The organism is Rhizobium sp. CB3090, from assembly GCF_029714285.1.
Taxonomy (GTDB): domain Bacteria; phylum Pseudomonadota; class Alphaproteobacteria; order Rhizobiales; family Rhizobiaceae; genus Rhizobium.
Window position 1 is genome coordinate 1,392,108 of the sequence record NZ_CP121662.1, and the last position, 21,030, is coordinate 1,413,137.

General features: G+C 59.5%; 21 protein-coding genes. 10 read left to right on the forward strand and 11 right to left on the reverse strand.

Annotated elements, in window-relative coordinates:
- Positions 1-56 precede the first annotated feature (56 nt).
- A complete protein-coding gene (locus QA646_RS06785) occupies positions 57-689 on the reverse strand; it encodes a MarC family protein (RefSeq protein ID WP_283058272.1) in 633 nt (210 codons plus the stop codon).
- 225 nt (positions 690-914) lie between these two features.
- On the opposite strand from QA646_RS06785, the gene gyrA reads away from it, so the two are divergent.
- Positions 915-3,719 (forward strand): DNA gyrase subunit A, encoded by a 2,805-nt coding sequence (gene gyrA, locus QA646_RS06790; protein ID WP_283058273.1) that lies wholly within the window; start codon positions 915-917, stop codon positions 3,717-3,719.
- 364 nt (positions 3,720-4,083) lie between these two features.
- On the opposite strand, the gene QA646_RS06795 is transcribed toward gyrA, so the two are convergent.
- Positions 4,084-4,242 carry a hypothetical protein gene (locus QA646_RS06795; protein ID WP_172831022.1) on the reverse strand — a complete coding sequence of 53 codons (159 nt, stop codon included), beginning with the start codon at positions 4,240-4,242 and terminating at the stop codon, positions 4,084-4,086.
- Between the two features lie 94 nt (positions 4,243-4,336).
- The gene (locus tag QA646_RS06800) at positions 4,337-4,657 is read right to left on the reverse strand and encodes a hypothetical protein (RefSeq protein WP_283058275.1); all 321 of its coding nucleotides are present in this window, start codon (positions 4,655-4,657) and stop codon (positions 4,337-4,339) included.
- Positions 4,658-4,748: 91 nt separating this feature from the next.
- Here QA646_RS06800 and coaD point away from each other — a divergent pair, with 91 nt between their 5' ends.
- The 6 genes from coaD (at position 4,749) to QA646_RS06830 (ending at position 9,850) form a co-directional block, all read left to right on the forward strand.
- Complete coding sequence (coaD, locus tag QA646_RS06805) at positions 4,749-5,252, forward strand: pantetheine-phosphate adenylyltransferase (RefSeq protein WP_283058276.1); 504 nt, start codon at positions 4,749-4,751, stop codon at positions 5,250-5,252.
- 37 nt (positions 5,253-5,289) lie between these two features.
- On the forward strand, positions 5,290-5,862 hold the full coding sequence (locus QA646_RS06810) for a peptidylprolyl isomerase (RefSeq protein WP_283058277.1): 573 nt from the start codon (positions 5,290-5,292) through the stop codon (positions 5,860-5,862).
- 27 nt (positions 5,863-5,889) lie between these two features.
- Positions 5,890-6,399, forward strand: a complete 510-nt coding sequence (locus QA646_RS06815) for a peptidylprolyl isomerase (protein ID WP_283058278.1) — start codon at positions 5,890-5,892, stop codon at positions 6,397-6,399.
- 73 nt (positions 6,400-6,472) lie between these two features.
- On the forward strand, positions 6,473-7,558 hold the full coding sequence (gene queA / locus QA646_RS06820) for a tRNA preQ1(34) S-adenosylmethionine ribosyltransferase-isomerase QueA (RefSeq protein ID WP_283058279.1): 1,086 nt from the start codon (positions 6,473-6,475) through the stop codon (positions 7,556-7,558).
- Between the two features lie 6 nt (positions 7,559-7,564).
- Positions 7,565-8,695 (forward strand): tRNA guanosine(34) transglycosylase Tgt, encoded by a 1,131-nt coding sequence (gene tgt / locus QA646_RS06825; RefSeq protein ID WP_283058280.1) that lies wholly within the window; start codon positions 7,565-7,567, stop codon positions 8,693-8,695.
- Positions 8,696-9,079: 384 nt separating this feature from the next.
- Positions 9,080-9,850 carry a cell wall hydrolase gene (locus QA646_RS06830; RefSeq protein ID WP_283058281.1) on the forward strand — a complete coding sequence of 257 codons (771 nt, stop codon included), beginning with the start codon at positions 9,080-9,082 and terminating at the stop codon, positions 9,848-9,850.
- Between the two features lie 34 nt (positions 9,851-9,884).
- Here the strand turns inward: QA646_RS06830 and QA646_RS06835 are convergent, their stop codons facing one another.
- The 6 genes from QA646_RS06835 to QA646_RS06860 form a co-directional block, all read right to left on the reverse strand.
- Complete coding sequence (locus QA646_RS06835; protein ID WP_283058282.1) at positions 9,885-10,310, reverse strand: DUF4864 domain-containing protein; 426 nt, start codon at positions 10,308-10,310, stop codon at positions 9,885-9,887.
- Between the two features lie 120 nt (positions 10,311-10,430).
- On the reverse strand, positions 10,431-11,696 hold the full coding sequence (fabF, locus tag QA646_RS06840; RefSeq protein WP_283058283.1) for a beta-ketoacyl-ACP synthase II: 1,266 nt from the start codon (positions 11,694-11,696) through the stop codon (positions 10,431-10,433).
- Positions 11,697-11,717: 21 nt separating this feature from the next.
- Positions 11,718-12,224, reverse strand: coding sequence for a helix-turn-helix domain-containing protein (locus QA646_RS06845; protein ID WP_283058990.1), 507 nt, complete (start codon positions 12,222-12,224; stop codon positions 11,718-11,720).
- A gap of 99 nt (positions 12,225-12,323) precedes the next feature.
- Positions 12,324-14,225 carry an ABC transporter ATP-binding protein gene (locus QA646_RS06850; protein WP_283058284.1) on the reverse strand — a complete coding sequence of 634 codons (1,902 nt, stop codon included), beginning with the start codon at positions 14,223-14,225 and terminating at the stop codon, positions 12,324-12,326.
- 3 nt (positions 14,226-14,228) lie between these two features.
- Positions 14,229-16,118: an ABC transporter ATP-binding protein gene (locus tag QA646_RS06855; protein WP_283058285.1), complete on the reverse strand. Its 1,890-nt coding sequence runs from the start codon at positions 16,116-16,118 to the stop codon at positions 14,229-14,231.
- A 108-nt stretch (positions 16,119-16,226) separates the two neighbouring features.
- A complete protein-coding gene (locus QA646_RS06860) occupies positions 16,227-16,436 on the reverse strand; it encodes a hypothetical protein (protein WP_283058286.1) in 210 nt (69 codons plus the stop codon).
- A 10-nt stretch (positions 16,437-16,446) separates the two neighbouring features.
- On the opposite strand from QA646_RS06860, the gene QA646_RS06865 reads away from it, so the two are divergent.
- From QA646_RS06865 to QA646_RS06875, 3 genes are all read left to right on the forward strand, one after another.
- Entirely contained in the window at positions 16,447-17,103 is a 657-nt protein-coding gene (locus QA646_RS06865) for a dihydrofolate reductase family protein (protein ID WP_283058287.1), read from the forward strand.
- 239 nt (positions 17,104-17,342) lie between these two features.
- Positions 17,343-18,419 (forward strand): D-alanine--D-alanine ligase family protein, encoded by a 1,077-nt coding sequence (locus tag QA646_RS06870; RefSeq protein WP_283058288.1) that lies wholly within the window; start codon positions 17,343-17,345, stop codon positions 18,417-18,419.
- A 346-nt stretch (positions 18,420-18,765) separates the two neighbouring features.
- Positions 18,766-19,506, forward strand: coding sequence for a class I SAM-dependent methyltransferase (locus QA646_RS06875; RefSeq protein ID WP_283058289.1), 741 nt, complete (start codon positions 18,766-18,768; stop codon positions 19,504-19,506).
- A gap of 207 nt (positions 19,507-19,713) precedes the next feature.
- Here the strand turns inward: QA646_RS06875 and QA646_RS06880 are convergent, their stop codons facing one another.
- Both QA646_RS06880 and QA646_RS06885 read right to left on the reverse strand, forming a co-directional pair.
- Complete coding sequence (locus QA646_RS06880) at positions 19,714-20,205, reverse strand: YbaK/EbsC family protein (RefSeq protein WP_283058290.1); 492 nt, start codon at positions 20,203-20,205, stop codon at positions 19,714-19,716.
- Positions 20,202-21,029, reverse strand: coding sequence for an MBL fold metallo-hydrolase (locus QA646_RS06885; RefSeq protein WP_283058291.1), 828 nt, complete (start codon positions 21,027-21,029; stop codon positions 20,202-20,204). The genes QA646_RS06880 and QA646_RS06885 overlap by 4 nt, the downstream gene beginning before the upstream one ends.
- Between the last annotated feature and the right edge of the window lies 1 nt (position 21,030).

The window sequence follows — 21,030 nt, forward strand, 5'->3', positions numbered from 1 at the left end:
CCGCGTAGAGTTGAACGGCCCGCCTTTCCGGCGGGTCTTTTTACATCTGCTTCGGTTTATGTGAGCTTCAGTGCCGCTTTTGCGCCGTCGACCACGAATTGAGTGGCGAGCGCGGCAAGAATGACGCCGAGCAGGCGCGTCAGGATGGCACGGCCGGTTGATCCCAGCATGCGGTCTAGCCTCTCCGAGATCGCCAATGCCGCATAGACCAGCCCGAGATTGATGGCGATGACGAGGATCAACTGGGCTCGATCGAACACGGTCTGCAGCGAACCGGCCAGCAGGATGGTTGCCGAAATGGCGCCGGGGCCGGCGATCAGCGGCAGAGCCAAGGGAAATACCGCGATATTCTGGATGTGATCCTTGGTGATTGCGACTTCCGTCGTCTTTTCCTTCCTGTCCTGCCGTCTTTCGAACACCATCTCGAAAGCGATCCAGAAAAGCAGCAGGCCGCCGGCAATGCGGAACGCACCGATGGAAATGCCGAGAATGTCGAGCACGCCGGCGCCGAATAGGGCAAAGGCCGCCATGATGAAGAATGCGATCAGCGAGCCGCGCAGCGCCACCTGATGGCGTTGAGCACGGTTCATGCCGGCTGTAAGGCCGATGAAGAGCGGAGCAAGACCTGGCGGGTCGACCGTGACGAGCAACGTTGTGAAGGCATTGATCAGCGTGTCGGCGCTCGCCATATAACCCCCGGGCCTTGTTTCTATTCATTGTTGGCCCATTGATATGCGAGGAATAACGTTTCGCAAAGCGCAATGCGGTGCAACCAAATCCTTCTGCCATGGAAATGTGCGATTTAGCGGGTTAAGAGGGCAAAAGCCTGTTTAAAAGCACCCGGCAAAATTGGCGTTTGCAGGGCCTTTCGGCTATAAATTTCGCAATGATTCTAAAAGAGATCGTGATCTGTTTTGACTGAGCAAACACCACCCGGCGGCGGGAAGCTCCCGCCAGGCATCGAGCCGATTTCCATCATGGAGGAAATGCAGCGGTCGTATCTCGATTACGCGATGAGCGTGATCGTCAGCCGCGCGCTTCCCGATGTTCGCGATGGTCTCAAGCCCGTCCATCGGCGCATTCTGTATGGCATGTCGGAACTCGGGATCGACTGGAACAAGAAATATGTGAAATGCGCCCGCGTTACCGGTGACGTGATGGGTAAATACCATCCGCACGGCAACCTGGCGATTTACGACGCGCTAGCCCGCATGGCGCAGCCCTGGTCGCTTCGCCTGCCGCTGATCGACGGTCAGGGCAATTTCGGCTCCGTCGACGGCGATCCGCCGGCCGCCGAACGTTACACGGAATGCCGCCTGCAGAAGGTGGCGCATTCGCTGCTCGACGACCTCGACAAAGAAACCGTCGATTTCCGTGAGAACTATGACGGCACTCTGAGCGAGCCTGTCGTAGTGCCGGCAAAGTTCCCGAACCTCTTGGTCAACGGCTCCGGCGGTATCGCGGTCGGCATGGCGACCAATATCCCGCCGCATAACCTCTCCGAAGTGATCGACGGCTGCATCGCCCTAATAGACAATCCGGCGATCGAGCTGCCGGACATCATGCAGATCATCCCGGGTCCGGATTTTCCGACTGGGGCCAAGATTCTCGGCCGTGCCGGCATTCGCTCGGCCTACGAGACCGGACGCGGCTCCATCGTCATGCGCGGCGTCGCGACGATCGAACCGATGCGTGGCGACCGCGAACAGATCATCATCACCGAAATCCCCTATCAGGTGAACAAGGCGACGATGATCGAGAAGATGGCCGAGCTCGTGCGCGAAAAGCGCATCGAAGGCATCTCCGACCTGCGCGACGAATCCGATCGTCAGGGCTATCGGGTGGTGATCGAGCTGAAGCGCGACGCCAATGCCGACGTCATCCTCAACCAGCTTTATCGCTATACGCCGCTGCAAACCTCTTTCGGCGCCAACGTCGTCGCGTTGAATGGCGGCAAGCCGGAGCAGTTGACCCTGCTCGACATGCTGAGGGCCTTCGTCTCCTTCCGCGAAGACGTGGTCAGCCGCCGCACCAAATATCTGCTGCGTAAGGCGCGCGAGCGCGCGCACGTCTTGGTCGGCCTCGCCATCGCCGTCGCCAATATCGACGAAGTCATCCGCGTCATCCGTCATGCACCCGATCCGCAATCGGCTCGTGAGGAGCTGATGACGCGCCGCTGGCCGGCCGCAGATGTCGAATCCCTTATCCGGCTAATCGATGACCCGCGTCACCGCATCAACGATGACGGCACCTACAATCTTTCCGAAGAGCAGGCGCGCGCCATTCTCGAACTGCGTCTTGCGCGTTTGACGGCGCTTGGTCGCGACGAAATCGGCGACGAACTCAACAAGATCGGTGCCGAGATCAAGGATTATCTCGATATCCTGTCGTCGCGCGTCCGCATCCAAACCATTGTAAAAGAAGAGCTTATCGCCGTTCGCGACGAGTTCGGCACACCGCGTCGCACTGAGATCGTCGATGGCGGCCTGGAGATGGACGACGAGGATCTGATCGCCCGCGAGGATATGGTCGTCACCGTTTCCCATCTCGGCTATATCAAGCGCGTGCCGCTGACCACCTACCGCGCCCAGCGCCGTGGCGGCAAGGGTCGCTCCGGAATGACCACGCGCGACGAGGATTTCGTTACTCGGCTATTTGTTCTCAACACGCATACGCCGGTTCTGTTCTTCTCGTCGCACGGTATCGTCTACAAGGAGAAGGTCTGGCGCCTGCCGATCGGCACGCCGCAGTCGCGCGGCAAGGCGCTGATCAACATGCTGCCGCTGGAGCCCGGCGAGCGCATCACCACGATCATGCCGCTTCCGGAAGATGAAAGCACTTGGGACAATCTCGACGTCATGTTCTCGACGACGCGCGGCACCGTGCGTCGCAACAAGCTGTCGGACTTCGTTCAGGTCAACCGCAACGGCAAGATTGCCATGAAGCTGGAAGAGGAGGGCGACGAAATCCTCTCCGTCGAGACCTGCACCGAACATGACGACGTGCTTCTGACGACGGCGCTCGGCCAGTGCATCCGCTTCCCGGTTTCGGATGTTCGCGTCTTTGCCGGCCGCAATTCTATCGGCGTTCGCGGCATTACGCTGGCGTCGGGCGACAACATCATTTCGATGACAATCGTCAACCACGTCGACGCCGAGCCATGGGAGCGCGCCGCCTATCTCAAGCGCGCTGCCAGCGACCGCCGCTCGACTACGGGCGAGGATGAGGAAATCGCGCTGGTCGGTGAGGAAGTCACCGAAGGGGGACAGCTTAGCGATGAACGCTATGAAGAACTGAAGGCGCTGGAGCAATTCGTGCTGACGGTCTCCGAAAAAGGCTTCGGCAAGCGCTCGTCTTCCTACGATTTCCGCATTTCCGGCCGTGGTGGTAAGGGTATCCGTGCCACCGACACGTCGAAGACCGGCGAGATCGGCGAGCTTGTGGCCGCCTTCCCGGTTGCGGAAGGCGATCAGCTCATGCTGGTGTCGGATGGAGGCCAATTGATCCGCGTTCCCGTCAACGGCATCCGCATTGCCAGCCGTGCGACCAAGGGCGTCACCATTTTCTCGACGGCCAAGGACGAGAAAGTCGTGTCGGTCGAACGTATCAGCGAGCCGGATGGCGAGGATGAAACGGGTGACAATGGTGTCGAGGACGATGTTCCGAACAGTGATGCGGAAGTCTCGAACGGCGACGCCGAGGGTACAACCGAAGAATAAGGTTCGATGCACTCCGCATGTGGAATTGAGGACCGGGCGGCTTGGCTGCCCGGTTTTTCGTTGATGCAGTGTTATCGACCGGGAAGCTACTGCACAAAAAACCGGACGCTGGGGGAGCGTCCGGTTCGAATTAACCCGAGCGATTGGAGGGCCGCGCCCGGGAGGGGAGATATCGGAATACGCTGCGGTTCAGAGCGCCCTATGGTGTTTATTCAGCTTCTTGCTCTCCTCGCTTTCACGGTGGAGTGCTGAGATGGTGGACGCGACGGACACAACGAACATGCTGCTGATGATAAGCGTTAGCACCGTTAATATCGTGAACATGACCGCTCCCTTCCTCTCGTGGAACTAGCGTTCAGATCCCTTAATACTGGCTGGTGGTAATGAAGGGACGAGCCGAAGCAAAGGGACCGTAGATCTTCGACTGGTCAGGCTTTTGATCATAGAGAGCGATTGTTGCTGCAAGCATTCCCGAAATCATGGTCATCCAAACGACGTTAATAAGGGTGATCTTATCGGGCATACTCTGTTTCCTTCTTACCGCAATGAGCAAATCTAAGGTTCGGGCTTTTAACGCAGCGGCTGGTGATTGGTTCCGCCTGATGTTGAGCCTCTGTTTACCAACGTCCGTCTGAAGCGACCTTGAATGCCTTGTTCATCTGGCGTTCAGATTCGCGATGCGTTTTACGCATGGCAATGGCGATTTCTTGAGCAGAATTGGTGCTGTCAGCCTGGGGCGCCCATTCTATTTCGTAGTTGTCCGCGAAAAGATGAACGACATGTTCGACGATAAAAGAACCGATAATGGCGACTGCAATAATGAGAACCAACATGGCCTGATCTTTCCGGAGGCGGGTGAGCCGATGAAAGCGGCCCGTTTCGATGTTGATGTGAATAGAGCATTGTTGATCTGAAACAGGTTTGAACGCTGCATTCATCTGCTGTTCAGAGGCAGCCAACGGGTTGTAAATAACTTGCGATGCCGGCCCATCCGTGACAAAAGGCGTCGAAACAACAGGCCGGTTTGGTATGACGACAGCCTTTTATCCCGGATCCTTCGATCCGATGACCAATGGACATCTGGATGTTCTCGTGCAGGCGCTGAACGTTGCCTCGAAGGTCATCGTCGCGATCGGCATCCATCCTGGCAAGAAACCGCTTTTCTCCTTTGAGGAGCGGGCGGAACTGATCACCCGGTCGCTTGCCGAGGCGCTGCCGCATAAAGTCGGCGATATCGCCGTCGTTGCCTTCGACAATCTGGTGGTCGATGCGGCACGCAAGCATGGTGCGACCCTCCTGGTACGTGGCCTGCGTGATGGCACCGATCTCGACTATGAGATGCAGATGGCCGGCATGAACCGCCAGATGGCGCCTGATATTCAGACCCTGTTTCTGCCGGCCGGCACGGCATCGCGGCCTATAACCGCCACATTGGTGCGGCAGATCGCGTCCATGGGCGGCGATGTCAGCGCTTTCGTGCCTGCAGCGGTTCTTGAAGCCCTGACAGGCAAGTTAAAAGATACGGTCCAATAAAAGACTGGCCGAAATTCATCTTCCGAATGGAGCACCCATGAAACTCTTTCATCTCGCATTGGCAGGTTTTCTCAGCCTTGCCGCCTTCGCAGGCAGCGCCTTTACGGCCGCCGCCGATGATTTTCTGACGATCCAGCTCAAGGACGGCCCTGTCGTCGTTCAGTTGATGCCGGATGTTGCTCCGAAGCATGTCGCGCAGATCGAAGCGCTGGCAAAGAAGGGTGCATACGACAATGTCGCCTTCCATCGCGTGATCGACGGCTTCATGGCCCAGACCGGCGACGTGCAATACGGCAACATGGCAAAGGGCTACAATCCTCAGAAGGCCGGTACCGGCGGCTCCGATATGCCCAATCTTCCGGCCGAATTCTCCAAGGTTCCGTTCAAGCGCGGCACGGTCGGCATGGCGCGTGCTCAGGATCCGAATTCCGCCAACTCGCAGTTCTTCATCATGTTCGCCGACGGCGACTTCCTGAATGGTCAGTACACGGTCGTCGGCAAGGTCGTCTCCGGTATGGAGCTGGTCGACAAGATCAAGCGCGGCGAAGGCCAGAACGGCGAAGTCAGCAACCCCGACCGCATGGTCAAGGTCACGGTCGGCAAGAAGTAAGATTCGAAAAAAGAAGAGGAAACGAAAATGGCTGAGATCAAGGATCCCGAAAACACCCTCATCCTGGAAACCACCAAGGGTCAGGTCGTCATTCAGTTGCTGCCGCAGGTAGCGCCCGAGCATGTTGCTCGCATCAAGGAACTTGCCCGCGAGAAGGCCTATGACGGCGTCGTTTTCCATCGTGTCATCGACGGCTTCATGGCTCAGACCGGCGACGTTCAGTACGGCAAGCAGGGCAGCGAGAGCTTCAATTCCGGCCGCGCCGGCATGGGCGGTTCTTCCAAGCCGGACCTGAAGGCTGAATTTTCCGCAACGTCGCACATTCGCGGCACCTGCTCGATGGCCCGCTCGCAGAACCCGAACTCGGCCAACTCGCAGTTCTTCATCTGCTTTGCCGATGCGCCGTGGCTGAACAAGCAGTACTCCGTTTGGGGTCAGGTTATCTCCGGCATGGAATTCGTCGATCAGATCAAGCGCGGCGAGCCGGTGCGTGATCCGGATTCGATCGTATCCGCACGGGTTGCCGCCGACGTCTGATCGTGATTATTCCTGAGCCCGCCTCTCGCGCTTTGGCGTTGGGGGCGGGTTTCGCTTTGCTGAGATTGCCAGAATGCGCGTTGACCTTTTCGATTTCGACCTGCCGGATGAGCGCATTGCGCTGAGGCCCGCCGAGCCGCGCGACAGCGCGCGCCTGCTCGTCGTCGATCCGAATGGTGCCGAAGCGGCTTTGAGCGATCATCACATCCGCGATCTTCCGTCTTTCCTGCGTCCGGGCGACGCTGTCGTCTTCAATGACACCAAGGTCATCCCGGCTCAGTTGGAGGGTATCCGTCATCGCGATGGCGCGCACGGCCAGCAAGTGTCGGCGACGCTGCATATGCGCGCCGCGCCCAACCGCTGGAAAGCCTTTGCGAAGCCGGGCAAGCGTATCAAGATCGGCGATCGCATCCAATTCGGCCATGGCGAAAATGTCTGCATCCTTGGTGCTCTCGACGCTGTCGTGGAAGAGAAGGGCGAGGGTGGAGAGATCACGCTGCGCTTCGACCTTTCCGGTCCGGCGCTGGACGAGGCGATCGCCACTGTCGGTCATATCCCGCTGCCGCCCTATATAGCTGCCAAGCGCCCCGAGGATGAGCGCGACCGTGCCGACTACCAGACCATCTACGCCCGCGAGGAGGGTGCTGTCGCTGCCCCGACTGCGGGGCTGCATTTCACGCCGTCGCTGTTTGCCGCGCTGGATGCCATGGGCGTCGAGCGGCACTTCGTAACGCTGCATGTCGGCGCCGGCACCTTTCTGCCGGTCAAGGCCGACGACACCGAAGACCACAAGATGCATTTCGAGATCGGCTATGTCGACGCGACGACCGCGGTGAAGCTGAACGCCGTGAAGGCACGGGGAGGCCGCATCATCTGCGTTGGCACGACCTCGCTGCGGTTGATCGAAAGTGCCGCCAGCGACGATGGGACGATCGAGCCCTGGTCGGGCGCGACCGATATCTTCATCACGCCCGGTTATCGCTTCAAGGCGGTCGATCTCTTGATGACCAATTTCCATCTGCCGCGTTCGACGCTGTTCATGCTGGTATCGGCCTTCGCCGGCCTTGATACCATGCGCGAGGCCTATGCCCATGCTATTGAGACAGGCTATCGCTTCTATTCCTATGGCGATGGCAGCCTGCTCTACCGGAAAGACTAAGACGAGATGAGCGAGAGCTTTCAATTCCAGTTGAAGAAGACCGATGGCGGTGCCCGTCTCGGCGAAGTCTCCATGCCGCGCGGCACGATCCGCACGCCGGCCTTCATGCCGGTCGGCACGGTCGGTACCGTCAAGGCGATGTATCTCGATCAGGTGCGCGAAACCGGCGCCGACATCATTCTCGGCAACACCTATCACCTGATGCTCCGCCCGACCGCAGAGCGCGTCGCCCGACTCGGCGGTCTGCACGAGCTGATCCGCTGGCAACATCCGATCCTGACCGACTCTGGCGGCTTCCAGGTTATGTCGCTCTCAGGCCTGCGCAAGCTCGATGAGAAGGGCGTCACCTTCAAGTCGCATGTCGATGGTAGCACGCATCACATGTCGCCGGAGCGTTCGATCGAGATCCAGGGCTTGCTAGGCTCCGACATCCAGATGCAGCTTGACGAATGCGTGGCGCTGCCGGCGACGCCCAAGGAAATCGAGCGCGCCATGGAAATGTCGCTGCGCTGGGCGGAACGCTGCAAGGTGGCTTTCGGCAATCAGCCCGGCAAAGCCATGTTCGGTATCGTGCAGGGCGGCGACGTTCCGGAATTGCGCGTCCGTTCCGCGCAGGCGCTGAGCGGCATGGACCTCAAGGGCTATGCGGTCGGAGGCCTTGCCGTCGGCGAGCCACAGGACGTTATGCTGCGCATGCTCGAGATCACCCTTCCTGAACTGCCGACCAATAAGCCACGGTACCTGATGGGCGTCGGCACCCCGGACGATATTCTGAAATCCGTCGCCCGCGGCATCGACATGTTCGATTGCGTGATGCCGACCCGCTCGGGGCGCCACGGCTTGGCGTTTACCCGCCGCGGCAAGGTCAATATCCGCAATGCCCGCCATGCCGAGGACATGCGCCCCCTCGACGACCAGTCGACTTGCCCTGCTTCGCGCGACTATTCCCGCGCCTATCTGCACCATCTCGTCCGTGCCAACGAGGCGCTCGGCGGCATGCTGCTCTCCTGGCACAATCTCGCCTACTACCAGGAACTGATGCAGGGCATCCGTCAGGCGATCGCCGAAGGGCGCTTCGCCGATTTCATGGCTGAGACTCAGGAGAATTGGGCAAGGGGCGATCTGGAGGCGGCGTGAAAACCCGACTGATGCTCAGACTGGATCGCTGAGCGATTCGATTCCGATATCGAAACAACGACTCTCTTCTCATCACGGCTTCCTCCTGAGGCATTCACAGAAACCGATTTCGGACCGGGCGACAGCCTCGCCAGTCGGCAATTTGCGGCGCCAACCGAAGCCGGCAAACGATTCGGACACGGTGCTCTCAAGCAAAGTGCCAATGTCCGGACGTGGTGCATACGAAACGAAGCCAACAAAGGGCAGACAGGGATCCTTCAGCCGCTGATAAGATCCATTTGTCATATTTTTTGTGCTTTACGTTTGAAATTCATTCGAAGGTCAGCTACAAAGCATCCCACTTTATCGATAAGGGCTCACTAATAAAATAGGAGGCACCTGCCGTTGAGGGCGCAACGCGCATTGGGGACCTGTCTTTCCGGACTATTGTTTGTCGGATTGGCGGCCACGGGCTGCACGACGGTGGCGAAACCACCCTCGGCCAGCAAAAACTCTTCCAAGTCCATTCGGGCGACGAAGGTAACTTACAACTACACCGCAAAAGATCGCGACTGTTTGAAGCGAGCCATGTATTTCGAGTCGGAGCACTCGGACCATGATGGATATTTGGCAGTGGGATCGGTCGTGATGAACAGGCTGACCTCCGGCGCCTACTCCTCGTCGATCTGCGGCGTCGTCGCGCAAAAAAGACAATTTGCGCCAGGAGTCATGACGAGGGTGGTTAGCGACCAGGCCGAACCCGAACTCGACCAAGCGGCATCGGAGGTTCTCAATGGAGAACGCCATCCGGGCGTCAAGGATGCGATGTTCTTCCACACCGAAGGTCTGAAGTTCCCATATAGCAATATGCACTACGTCGCCGTGGCCGGCGGAAACGCCTTTTATGAGAAACGTGGGCTGGACGGAGCACTTGAAACGCCGGCGCCGCTCCCGGCCTACGAAGTCGCGATGAACTACGTGCCTGTGAACACGGTCACAACAACGCCATTTCCGATTGTGTTGCCAGCTGCGAACCAGATTCCCATTCCAACGTTGGATCCGATGACGACTGCAAGCATCAGCACAGCGCCAACGTCTACTATAGCTGTTCCAGTACCCCGACCGGCGTTTGATGGAGCGGTTCAGTCCGTCAGTTCCATCAAGGCGGGCGGCTAAAGACAGCATCCACAACGAAGCCAGGGGATTCCGATTAAATTCCCTCGCTCGTCGTGTTCGGTAAGATCTGCACGCCATTGATCTTGTAGCTGCCATCCGGCTGACGCGTGATCTCGTAGATCGCCGTCCAGTCCTTGCCGTCAGTGCCGGTAATCAGTACTTCCTGATAGACGACAGCGCCGTTGTCGATGGTGCGGCTCTTGCCGAAGGCATAGTTACCGGGATGGTAGATTGGCTGATAGCTCCTCTTCACCATGGCGAAGAAGCTGTCCTTGTCGGGAAAGAGCGCCTTGATGCCCGGCGCAGCGAAGGAATAGGCCGAAGTCGCATCATCGTGCAGGAAGGCCTCGATCTGTTTCTGAATCAGCGTTTGTGCCGACTGCACCGGGTCCTCCGCTCGTGCAGCCGGCGCGAAGGCGAGGATGATGCAGAGGGCGGCCGCAAGAGATAAGGCGCGCATGGACGATCTCCGGCAATATCCGGAAGAGCATAGTGCGCTTTATGCCTCTGCAGAAGGGATGACTAAGGGCGCGCCGGCGTCAGCGCCCCATGGTCTGATGGTCGCCGAGGCAAAGCCCGACTATTGCCAGCGGCGGAACAAAGCACTGGCATTCACACCGCCGAAACCGAAGCCGTTGGAAATGGCATATTCCATCGCCATCGGCCGGGCGGTCGCGCCGACTATATCGATGCCCTCAGCCGCCGCGTCCGCCTCCTGCAGATTGCGGGTTGGAGGCGCGATCTGGTCGCGAAGCGCCATGATGGTGAAGACCGCTTCCAGGCCGCCGGCCGCACCCAACAGGTGGCCCGTCGCCGCCTTCGTGCCGCTGACTGCGATGCCGCCGTTGCGGCCGAACACCGTCTTGATCGCCTCCATCTCGCCGCGATCGCCGACTGGCGTCGAGGTGGCATGCGCATTGAGATGCTGGACTTCACCGGGCGAAATGCGGGCTTGAGAAAGAGCCGCGAGCATCGCGCGGCGTGCGCCGTCGCCATCTTCCGGGCCGGCTGTCATATGATAGGCATCGGCGGCTGTGCCATAGCCGACGAGTTCGGCAAGGGGGACGGCACCGCGCGCGAGAGCGTGGTCCAGCGTCTCGATCACCAGCATGCCGGCGCCTTCGCCCATGACGAAACCGTCGCGGCCGACGTCGAAGGGACGGGAGGCTTCTTCCGGCCGATTGCTGAAGCCTGTGGAGAGTGCGCGTGCCGCTGCAAAGCCGCCCAAGCTGACCGTGTCGATGCAGGCCTCGGCGCCGCCGCAGATCGCCACATCGGCTTCGCCGGCACGGATGAGCCGTGCCGCATCGCCGATCGCCTGAACGCTGGCAGCGCAGGCCGTCACGGGCGCGCCGAGCGGCCCCTTATAGCCATAGCGGATGCTGACCTGGCCGGCCGCCAGATTGACGAGGAAGGAGGGGACGGTGAAGGGCGACAGCCGCCGTACGCCGCGCGTCTCGGCAGTGCGGACAGCATCGGCGATCGCCGGAAAGCCGCCGATGCCGGACGCGATGACCGTGGCGGTGCGTTCCAGCTTTTCGGGATCGGTCGGCTGCCAACCGGCTTGTTTGATTGCTTCTTCCGCGGCCGCCATGGCAAAGAGGATGAAGCGGTCCATCTTCTTCTGGTCTTTCAACGGCACGTAGCGATCGACATCGAAACCGGCTTCGCTATCCTCTTCCAGGCTCGGTACGACGCCACCGACCTTGGCGGCGAGATCGCCGACCATCATCTCCGGCAGAAGCCTGAGACCCGAGCGCCCTTCAAGCAGCCGCTTCCAGGCGGCGTCAACGCCGACGCCCAATGGCGAAACCAGGCCCATGCCTGTCACGACGATTCGATCCATAGTCGGGTACTCCTATCTTTATCAGGCGTCGAAGCCCAGGAACCATGCCTTCATCTGCGCAATCCGTTCGTGGACAGCCTCATCGGCTGCCGGTCCGGGTACCAGAATCGTGTCTTCGGGATGAAAAGTGCGGCCGGTCACCCGGTCGATGAGAAGCGGATCGCGATCCTCACCCGTCGCCGGATCGGCCAGACGCACTGCCACTTCCTCGGGCGGCAAATGCCGGTTGCCCCAGGTAAATAGCGCCATGAGAACGGGAAAGAAGTCGCGACCCTTTTCGGTCAGCACATATTCGTAGCGCGGCGGCCGCTCATTGTAGAGGCGGCGCTCGAACAAACCTTCGTCGGTCAGATGTTTCAGCCGCCGTGTCAGGATATTCGGCGCAACGCCGAGATTCTTCTGAAATTCATCGAACCGCGTCAGCCCCTGCAGCGCATCGCGCAGGATCAGAATGCTCCACCAGTCGCCAACGCTTTCAAGCGCGCGGGCGGCGGGACATTTGAAGGTACTGAAGCTTGTTCTCTGCATGGGCAGGGCAGATAGCATGAGTTACTATCATCATGCAAGTTACCAAGCCAAAGTGTGAAGATGGCGTCGATCCATGAGGTGGACTGTGTAACTCCGGCCTTACGTATGCGACTCCGCCGGCACCGATGAGGTCACTTCCTCCTCGGGAATATCATCGAAGGAGGCGTAGTTGAGATTATAGAGCTTCGAATAGAGCTTGCCGTTGGCCATGAGCTGATTGTGGTTGCCGCTCTCGATCAACTGGCCGTTCTGCAGCACGATGATCCGATCAGCCTCGCGGATGGTGGCGAGGCGGTGAGCAATGACAAGTCCGGTGCGGCCTTCGAGCAGCTTTACGAGCGCCTTCTGGATCAGCATTTCGGTGTAACTATCGATATTCGCAGTTGCCTCGTCGAGCACGAGTATTTTTGCATCGGCGATGAGGGCGCGGGCAAAGCTGACGAGCTGGCGCTGGCCGAGCGACAGGCCGCCGCCGCGCTCGCCGAGAACGGTATCGTAGCCGTCGGCAAGTCGCATGATGAACTCATGCGCGCCCACCGCCTTTGCAGCTTCGATGATCTCCTCGCGTGTCGCCTCGGCCTTGTTGTAGCGAATGTTCTCCAGCACGGTGCCCGTGAACAGGAAGGGCTCCTGCAGCACCATGGCGATCTGTCGGCCAAGCGAATCCTGGGTGAGGGAGCGCACATCATGGCCGCCGACGAGCACCTGGCCCTGCTGTACGTCGTAGAAACGATGGATCAGGGCCATGGAGCTGGATTTGCCTGAGCCGGTCGGCCCGATCAGCGCCACGGTCTCACCGGGATTGACCTTGAAGCTGACATTCTTCAGCACCGGATGCTTCGCATTATAGCCGAAGACGACATCGCGGAATTCGACCGAGCCGTCCATGTCAGACGACAGCACCCTGGCATCAGGCGCATCCTGGATGTCGATCGGCACGTCAAGCACGTCCGTCAGTCGCTGGCCGGAGGCCATGGCGCGCTGCATGACGGAATATTGCATGGTGAGTGAGCGGATAGGGTCGAAGAAACGCTGAATGTAGAACAGGAAGGCGACCATGACGCCGACATCGAGCCTGTGGTTCAGCACCATCGAACCGCCTACGATGATGACGATGGCCATGGCCATGCCCGTCAGCGTGTCGACGATCGGCACCATGATCTGTGCGTATCTCGCTGCTGTCAGATGCGCCTTGAGATTGGTATAGGCCTTGTCGTCGAAGAGACCGAAATTGACGCTCTGCCGATGCATGCCTTGAACGGCGCGTACGCCGTGGATCGCCTCTGCCAATGCGCCGCTGGTGACGGAGTTTGTCTCATGCGCGTTCATGAAAGCGACGCGCGCCTTCGGCAGCCAGAAAAGACGGACGATGAAGAGGATCGGCATGACTGACAGCGTCAGCAGGCCAAGCCGGAAATCGAGCGATAGCATGACGACGATGATGCCGAAGAGCAGGGCAATATCGCCGACGGAAAGCACCGATGTTTCAAGGAATTCCTGCATGGAGTTGACGTCGCCCTGCAGGCGCGACATCAGCCGCCCGACCTCGGTCTTGTCCATGAAGGAGAGCGATACCCGCTGAATATGCGCGAACATCGCCCGGCGGATATCGAAGAGCACTTCTTCCGCCACTTCGCCGACAAAGGTCTCCTGCACATAGCTGGCACCGTAGTTGACGAGAATAGCTGCCGCGAAGATCGCAAGCGCCAGCCAGAGTGCCGAATAATTGACAGCGCCAGCGACCATCGCGTGGTCAATCGCATAACGGATGACGAGCGGGATGACGATCTGCGAGCCGGTGAAGAGAAGCACGGCTCCGACCGAGATGTAGATCTGGCGGCGATAGGGGCTGACGAAGCTCCAGATGCGACGGATGATCTTGCCATCGAAGACCTTGCCGAAGATCTCTTCCTCGACGCGATGGGAGCCCACCACGGCGCGGGGAGGGCGCCGCCCGTCCTCACGCACGTCGTTGCGCTCGGTTTCAGTGGTTTCCGACATTTGTCAGGCCTCCCTTCTCGCCTCGGCGACCCTGTCGGTAGACTCTTTCGCGACATCGTCGTCCGGGCGAACCTGCAGGTCATACAGCGCCTTGTACCGTCCCCCGACGGCCAGAAGCTGCTCATGGGTTCCGCGCTCGACGATCTCGCCGTCTTCGATAAACAGGATCCGGTCGGCATGCATCAGCGAGCTCAGCCGATGGGCGACAATGAGGGTCACCCGGTCGCGGGCAAAACGCTTCATAGCGCTGCGGATGCGCTGCTCGGTTGCGGCGTCGATTGCAGCGGTGGAGTCGTCGAACACCATAACCGCCGGCTTCAGCATCAGCGTGCGCGCGATCGTCAAACGCTGGCGCTGGCCGCCGGAAAGCGAAACCCCGCGTTCGCCGACGACGGTGGTATAGCCGGCCGGCAGGCCGAGAATGTAGTTGTGCAGTTGCGCGGATTCGGCGGCACGCTCGATGCGCTGCTCCTTCGCCCAGGGATCGCCATAGGCGATGTTGTTTTCGATGCTGGTGGTGAAGAGGAAGGAATCCTGCTGCACGACGGCAACCGACTGGCGTAGCGACTGCAGCGTCGCCTTGCGAATGTCCTGGCCGTCGATGGTGATGCGGCCGGATGTTATGTCGTAGAAGCGGGGAATCAGGTGCGCAATGGTGGATTTGCCGCTGCCGGGCGGGCCGACGATGCCGATCGTCTCGCCGCGCCGCGCCTCGAAGCTGATATGCCTGAGCACGGGGCGTTGTTCCGGGCCGGGATAGGCGAAGCCGACATTTTCGAAGCGCAGAACGCCGTCCGTGACGGCAAGCGGCTTGGCGTCCGGCGCGTCCTTGATGGCGATGTCGAGGTCGAGCAGGGCGAACAGCCGCGAGCCGCAGGTCGATGCACGGGCAAATGCGTTGACCATCAGGCCGAGCTGTCGCACCGGCATCTGCAGAATGGTCATGAAGGTCAGGAACGAGGCGAGGGTGCCGACGCTGATCTGGCCCGCAATCACCTTGCTGCCGCCGACCCAGAGCACAAGGCCCATGGCAGCGAAAAAGGAGAAGTTCATGGCGCTGGTATTGGCGACGCGGATACCGACGCGTTTGTGGGCGAGGGTGAGCGCATTGTGCGACGCCCTATCGAACTTCATCAGTTCGTGGGCTTGCGCCGCGAAGGCGCGCACGACGCGGATGCCGCCGAGATTCTCTTCCATTACACGGGTCAGCACCGATAGCCGTTCCTGCAGGTCGAGCCAGGTCGCACGCAATCTGAGCTGTGTCACGGAGGAGCGCCAGGCGACGAAAGGCACGAAACTCAATGCCAGAAGCCCGAGCAAGACATCGGTCGACAGCAGCATATAGGCGCCAACGCCGATCAGCATGGTGAGCAGTATCATGCGTACCAGCGCCGTCGAAAAATACATCCGCACGCCTTCGAGATCCAGCAGGCCGACAGTGATGAGATCGCCGGAATGCACTTTGTCGTGGAAGCTGAAGGAGAGTTGCTGAATCTTTTCGTAGCAGGCGAGCCGCAGTTCATAGCCCATATGGTGCCCGACAGATTCGCTGTAATAGTTCTGCACCATCGTGAAAAGGCCGCGCAGGATGCTGACGACCAGCAGAAGTAAGGCGGTCGTCAACAGCGCATTTTCAGCGAGCTGCCCGGCCGCGCCGCCGGCAACCACCGTTTGCGTCTGGTCTACCGCACGGCCGAGCAGGCGAGGGATCAAGAGCTGAAGTGTCGCCGCAACAAACGTCGAGCCGATCGCCAAACCGGTTTGCCAGGGATGCCGCAGCGCCATATGCGTGATCCGCACGATGGTGGAGAGACCCCGACCCCAGCCAGCCGCATTGACATGCGCCAACGAAGCCAATGGCTTCGCCGCGCTTCTTGATGAATCGCTGCTCACGCTCTTATCCAGGCATTTTCGAACGAGGCGGACCCGAAATCGGGTTCGGATCGCAAAGGGGAACATTGGTATGACGAATTTCGCCGATTCCGGCCTGGCATTCAAGAGTCAATTGGTCACAAGTGCCACCTGAGCGTTAGATTGCGTGTTCGGTGATAGGGTGTTCGGCTGTGCCGCAGCATCACGAATTTGCGGCAGGATATCGGTCGAGCGAGACCGGCGGCAGGGATTGTCGATGAAAAGATTCAGACAAAATCCCAAGTGACTGTCGGTTTCATCCAGTGAGAAACGTCCTCGGATCGACAAACCGAAACCCATGGAGGACATCATGCGCAGGATCATCGCATCCACATTCGTCAGCCTTGACGGCATCATGCAGGCCCCGGGCGCTCCGGAGGAGGATACGTCTGGCGGCTTCCAGTTCGGCGGCTGGACCTTCCACTATTTCGATGAGGCGACGGGCGCAGCTTTGGGCGAGATATTTGACAAACCATTCGACCTGCTGCTTGGCCGCAAGACATACGATATTTTTGCCGCCTACTGGCCCTACGCCGACCAAGACGACCGTATCGCCGTGTTGTTCAACAGGGTCACCAAATATGTTGCGACCCGCGGCAATGCCTCGCTCGACTGGAACAACAGCCGATCGCTCGGCCCTGACGTTACGGCAGCGCTGACGGAGCTTAAGAAAGGCGAGGGGCCGGATCTTCTGATCCAGGGGAGCAGCGATCTTATTCAGACCCTGCTCCGGTACGGATTGATCGACGAATACACCGTGCTGACCTTCCCTCTGCTGCTTGGCAAAGGCAAAAAGCTTTTCGCCGACGGAACCGTCCCGGTCGCGCTGAAACTCATCCGTTCTCAATCCTTTCCGAGCGGCGTCATTATGGCAACTTACGAACCCGCCGGCGACATCAAGACCGGTTCCTTTGCCACACAGGACCCGTCGGAGGCCGAGCTTCGGCGCCGTAGAAACTGGAAATAGCCGGCGAATGACGCAACATTCCGCCGTTCCCGCATCCTATCGGGTATGGCGTAATTGAGCTGATATTCGGTTGTCCTTGGAATGGTTTGGATTGCGAGGGTCGGAACGGGTTCTGCCGCACTTCAGCCGGAAACATCGTTGATGACGATGCGGCATTCCATCTCGATCGCATTTTCGCCAACCGCGGCATTGCGATCAGCGTCCGACCCTCGCAACCCAACCATTCCGGAGAACACTTAATGACAGACGCCGCGGCACCCTCGAAACTGCGCATCGCCGTGCTTTTTGGCGGGCGCTCCGCCGAGCACGACGTCTCGGTGTTGTCTGCGACAAACGTGATGCGGGCTCTGCAGCCTGCCAAATACGATGCGGTGCCCGTCTTCGTCACCCGCGAGGGAAAGTGGCTTTTGAGCTCCTTCGAAGATGCCAAATTGTCGACTCCGGAGAGCGGGACGGAGGTGTGCCTCGTGCCCGGTGGGCGCGGACGGATGATCGCAGTACCGGCCGGCGACAGCGCCTACGAAATGCCAAAGATCGATATCCTGTTTCCAGTCCTGCATGGGCCACATGGCGAGGATGGCTCGGCCCAAGGGCTCGCCGAAGTTGCCCGGGTGCCGCTTGTCGGCTGCGGCATTCTAGGGTCTGCCGCAGCTCTGGACAAAGACATCGCCAAGCGGCTGCTGAAGGAGGCGGGGCTGGCAACGGCGCGTTCGGTCACCATTGACGAGGACAGCCAGCCTCCGTTCGCCGATCTCGAACGTCTGCTCGGGCTGCCGGTCTTCGTCAAGCCGGCGCGGCAGGGATCGTCTGTTGGCGTCAGCAAGATTACGACGGCCGGTGAGTACGAAGCCGCGCTCAGGGAAGGCTTCAAACATGACCGCAAGCTGCTTGCGGAAGAGTTCATCCGCGGCCGCGAAATCGAATGCAGTGTGATCGAGGATACGGCAGGCAATCTCTTCGTTTCGCGTCCGGGCGAAATCGTGCCGGCGGAAAGCCACGGTTTCTATAGCTACGACGCAAAATATATCGACGAGAATGGCGCCGCTTTGAAAGTGCCGGCCGAGCTGCCCGAGGAGATCGAGCACCGGATCCGCGAGACGGCAGGCAAAGCCTTCCGGGCGGTTGGCTGCGATGGCATGGCGCGCGTCGATTTCTTCGTGACGGCGGACATGCAGTTTCTCATCAACGAGCTCAACACGATTCCCGGCTTCACCGATATCAGCATGTATTCCAAAGCCATGGCGGCAAGCGGCGTCAGCTATGCGGAAACCATCGACCGGCTTGTGGCGCATGGGCTCGCACGCGCTGCCCGATAAGCATGGCGCCATACCGCCACAAAACCCCTGAATTTTTGCGGTGGCACCAAACCAAGAGGCGAACAGAAGCGCGTCATGCCTATCTTAGAGGGCAGGGGAATCGGGTTCGTTTGCGCAAATGTACGATCTTATATTCACTGTGGAATCCCTTCATTCTCTGCGCTTTTGGCGTCCCCTAGGATCAACGCCCCACAGTGAATCCATAATGGGCTGGGATATCTGATCCTAGTTGTGGTATCCTCCGAAAACCAAGGATCCATCCACCATTGGCTGCGGCTGGTCTGATGCCCCTTTAAGGACCTTGGAAATACTTTGACGCATTAGGTCAAGCTGGGAGGAAACCGGGATGACCCATGATGCGCGTTTGACGCGTGAGCGCGACTTTCACAATGAACGTTTCGGTGCTGTTGAAGAACGCAAGCAGGACTCGTTCTATTTCGCCGCCAAGCCCGCTGTGGACATCTATTGGCGGCTGGTCAGGGCTGCCTGCTCCGGAAAGGATGTGCTCGAATACGGCTGTTCGAACGGCATGAGCAGCATCGGTCTTGCGCACTCCGCCAAACGGATCACTGGTATCGACATTTCGGACGTTGCTGTTCAGCAGGCCACGAATGCGGCGGTTCGCCGCGGAATCAGCAACGTGACGTTTCAGGTCGACAATGCGGAAGACATGAATCTGCCGTCGGCGGGGTTTGACGTCGTCTTCGGCAGCGGCATCCTGCACCATCTCGTCCTGGAAAAAGCGCTTGGCGAGATCCGGCGTGTGCTGCGCCCGGGCGGCAAGGCCTTCTTCTTCGAGCCGCTCGGCCACAACCCTGTGATCAATCTCTATCGCAACTGGACACCCACGGCGCGCACGGTCGACGAACATCCTCTGTTGAAATCCGACTTCGAGATCGTGCGCAAGCATTTCTCGAAGTGCGATTTGCAATTCTTCGCGCTTGCCACGCTTGCCTCCATTCCGTTTCGCAGGAGCCCGCTTGGCTCCGCGATCCGAGCCGTCGGCGAGCAGATCGACATTCCACTGCTGAAAATCCCCGGGGCCAAATGGCAGGCCTGGATTGTCGTCATGGCCTTGGAAGCGTGAGGGGCCTGCCAGGCGATTGAAGTCCCAAGCCGCCGTTACTGGTAGCTGTTCAATCAATCTAAGAAGGCGACGCCGATCAGGGTCAATTGCGAATAGCGGCGGGGCAGGCCAAAATCTCCAAAGTGAAGCCACCCCGGCTACACACGAAAGTCAGATAAGATAGATTATGGAACCAAAACCCATATTAGGAGGCGAGCTAAGCTCACCTCAAACCGGCTTTACGCGGATAATCTTGGCTCTGACCTTCTCCGCCAAGGTTCTAGGATCGCAGGCAAAGATGCTGTCCGGCCGTCCCGCTGCGCACCAGACCTGATCATAGTTCAACAGACTTTCGTCAATGAAAACCGGCAGCTTCACACGATGGCCGATCGGACCTACGCCGCCGATGGCGAAGCCGGTTTCGTCGCGAACCCGGTCTATGTCGGCGCGCTTCAGGCGCAGCCCGTAAGTGGTCGCAATGTATGCCGTATCGGCATTGTGCGCGCCGGAAACAAGAAGCAGCGTCAAGCCGTGAGTCTCCGCATTGACGAAGACGAGCGATTTGACGATTTGGTCGACGGCGCACCCAGCCGCTTTGGCAGCTTCTTCGGCCGTGCGGGTCGATTGCTCCATGCGCTTGATGGTTATATCCAGGCCGAGATTGCGAGCTGCCAGTTCGACGCGCTCCAGGCTTGAAAGCTTCTTGCTATCCTCGCTCATAGATCCTCCTCCTCCACATCGAGTTCGATCCGCATCTGATCGTAGGCCGGCTCGACATTGTCGGGTGTTTCCGCAAGCACGGTCGCATAATCGAGCGGTGTGTGCATATGCGTCAGGATCGCGTGCCGTGGCTGCAGCCGTTCGATCCAGGCAAGCGATTGCTCCAGCGAGAGATGGCTTGGATGCGGCCGGTATTGCAGCGCATCGATGATCAGGACGTCGAGGTTTTGAACTCGCTCCACAGATTCTGCCGGGAAGTCACTGATATCGCTGCAATAAGCAAGGTTGCCGATGCGAAAGCCAAGCGAGTGGATGTCGCCATGCTGCTGCTTGTGCGGCCAGAAGGTGATCGGGCCGCCCGGCCCCTCGACTGTGAAACTTTTGTCGAGGCTTTCGATGATGATCGGACGCACGATTGGCGGATAGTTGCTGCCCGGCGGCGTTTCCAGACAATAGCCAAAGCCCTCGCGGATGCGGTCCATGGTCGTCTGGTCAGCATAAATCGGAATGCGCTCATGCGAATTGTGGAAGAAGCCGCGGAGGTCGTCGAGGCCGTGGATATGGTCGGCATGGGCATGCGTATAGAGCACCGCGTCGATGGACCCGACGCCGGCGCGGATCATCTGCTCGCGAAAATCCGGTCCGGTGTCGATGACGACGGTGGTAATGCCGCCATCCGGTGCGATCTGTTCGATCATGAAGGCAGAGCGCGTGCGCCGGTTTTTCGGGTTCTTCGGATCGCAAGCGCCCCAATCGCCGGTAATGCGCGGCACGCCCGGCGACGACGAGCAGCCCAATATGGTGAAGCGCCGCCGGTGAGTCACG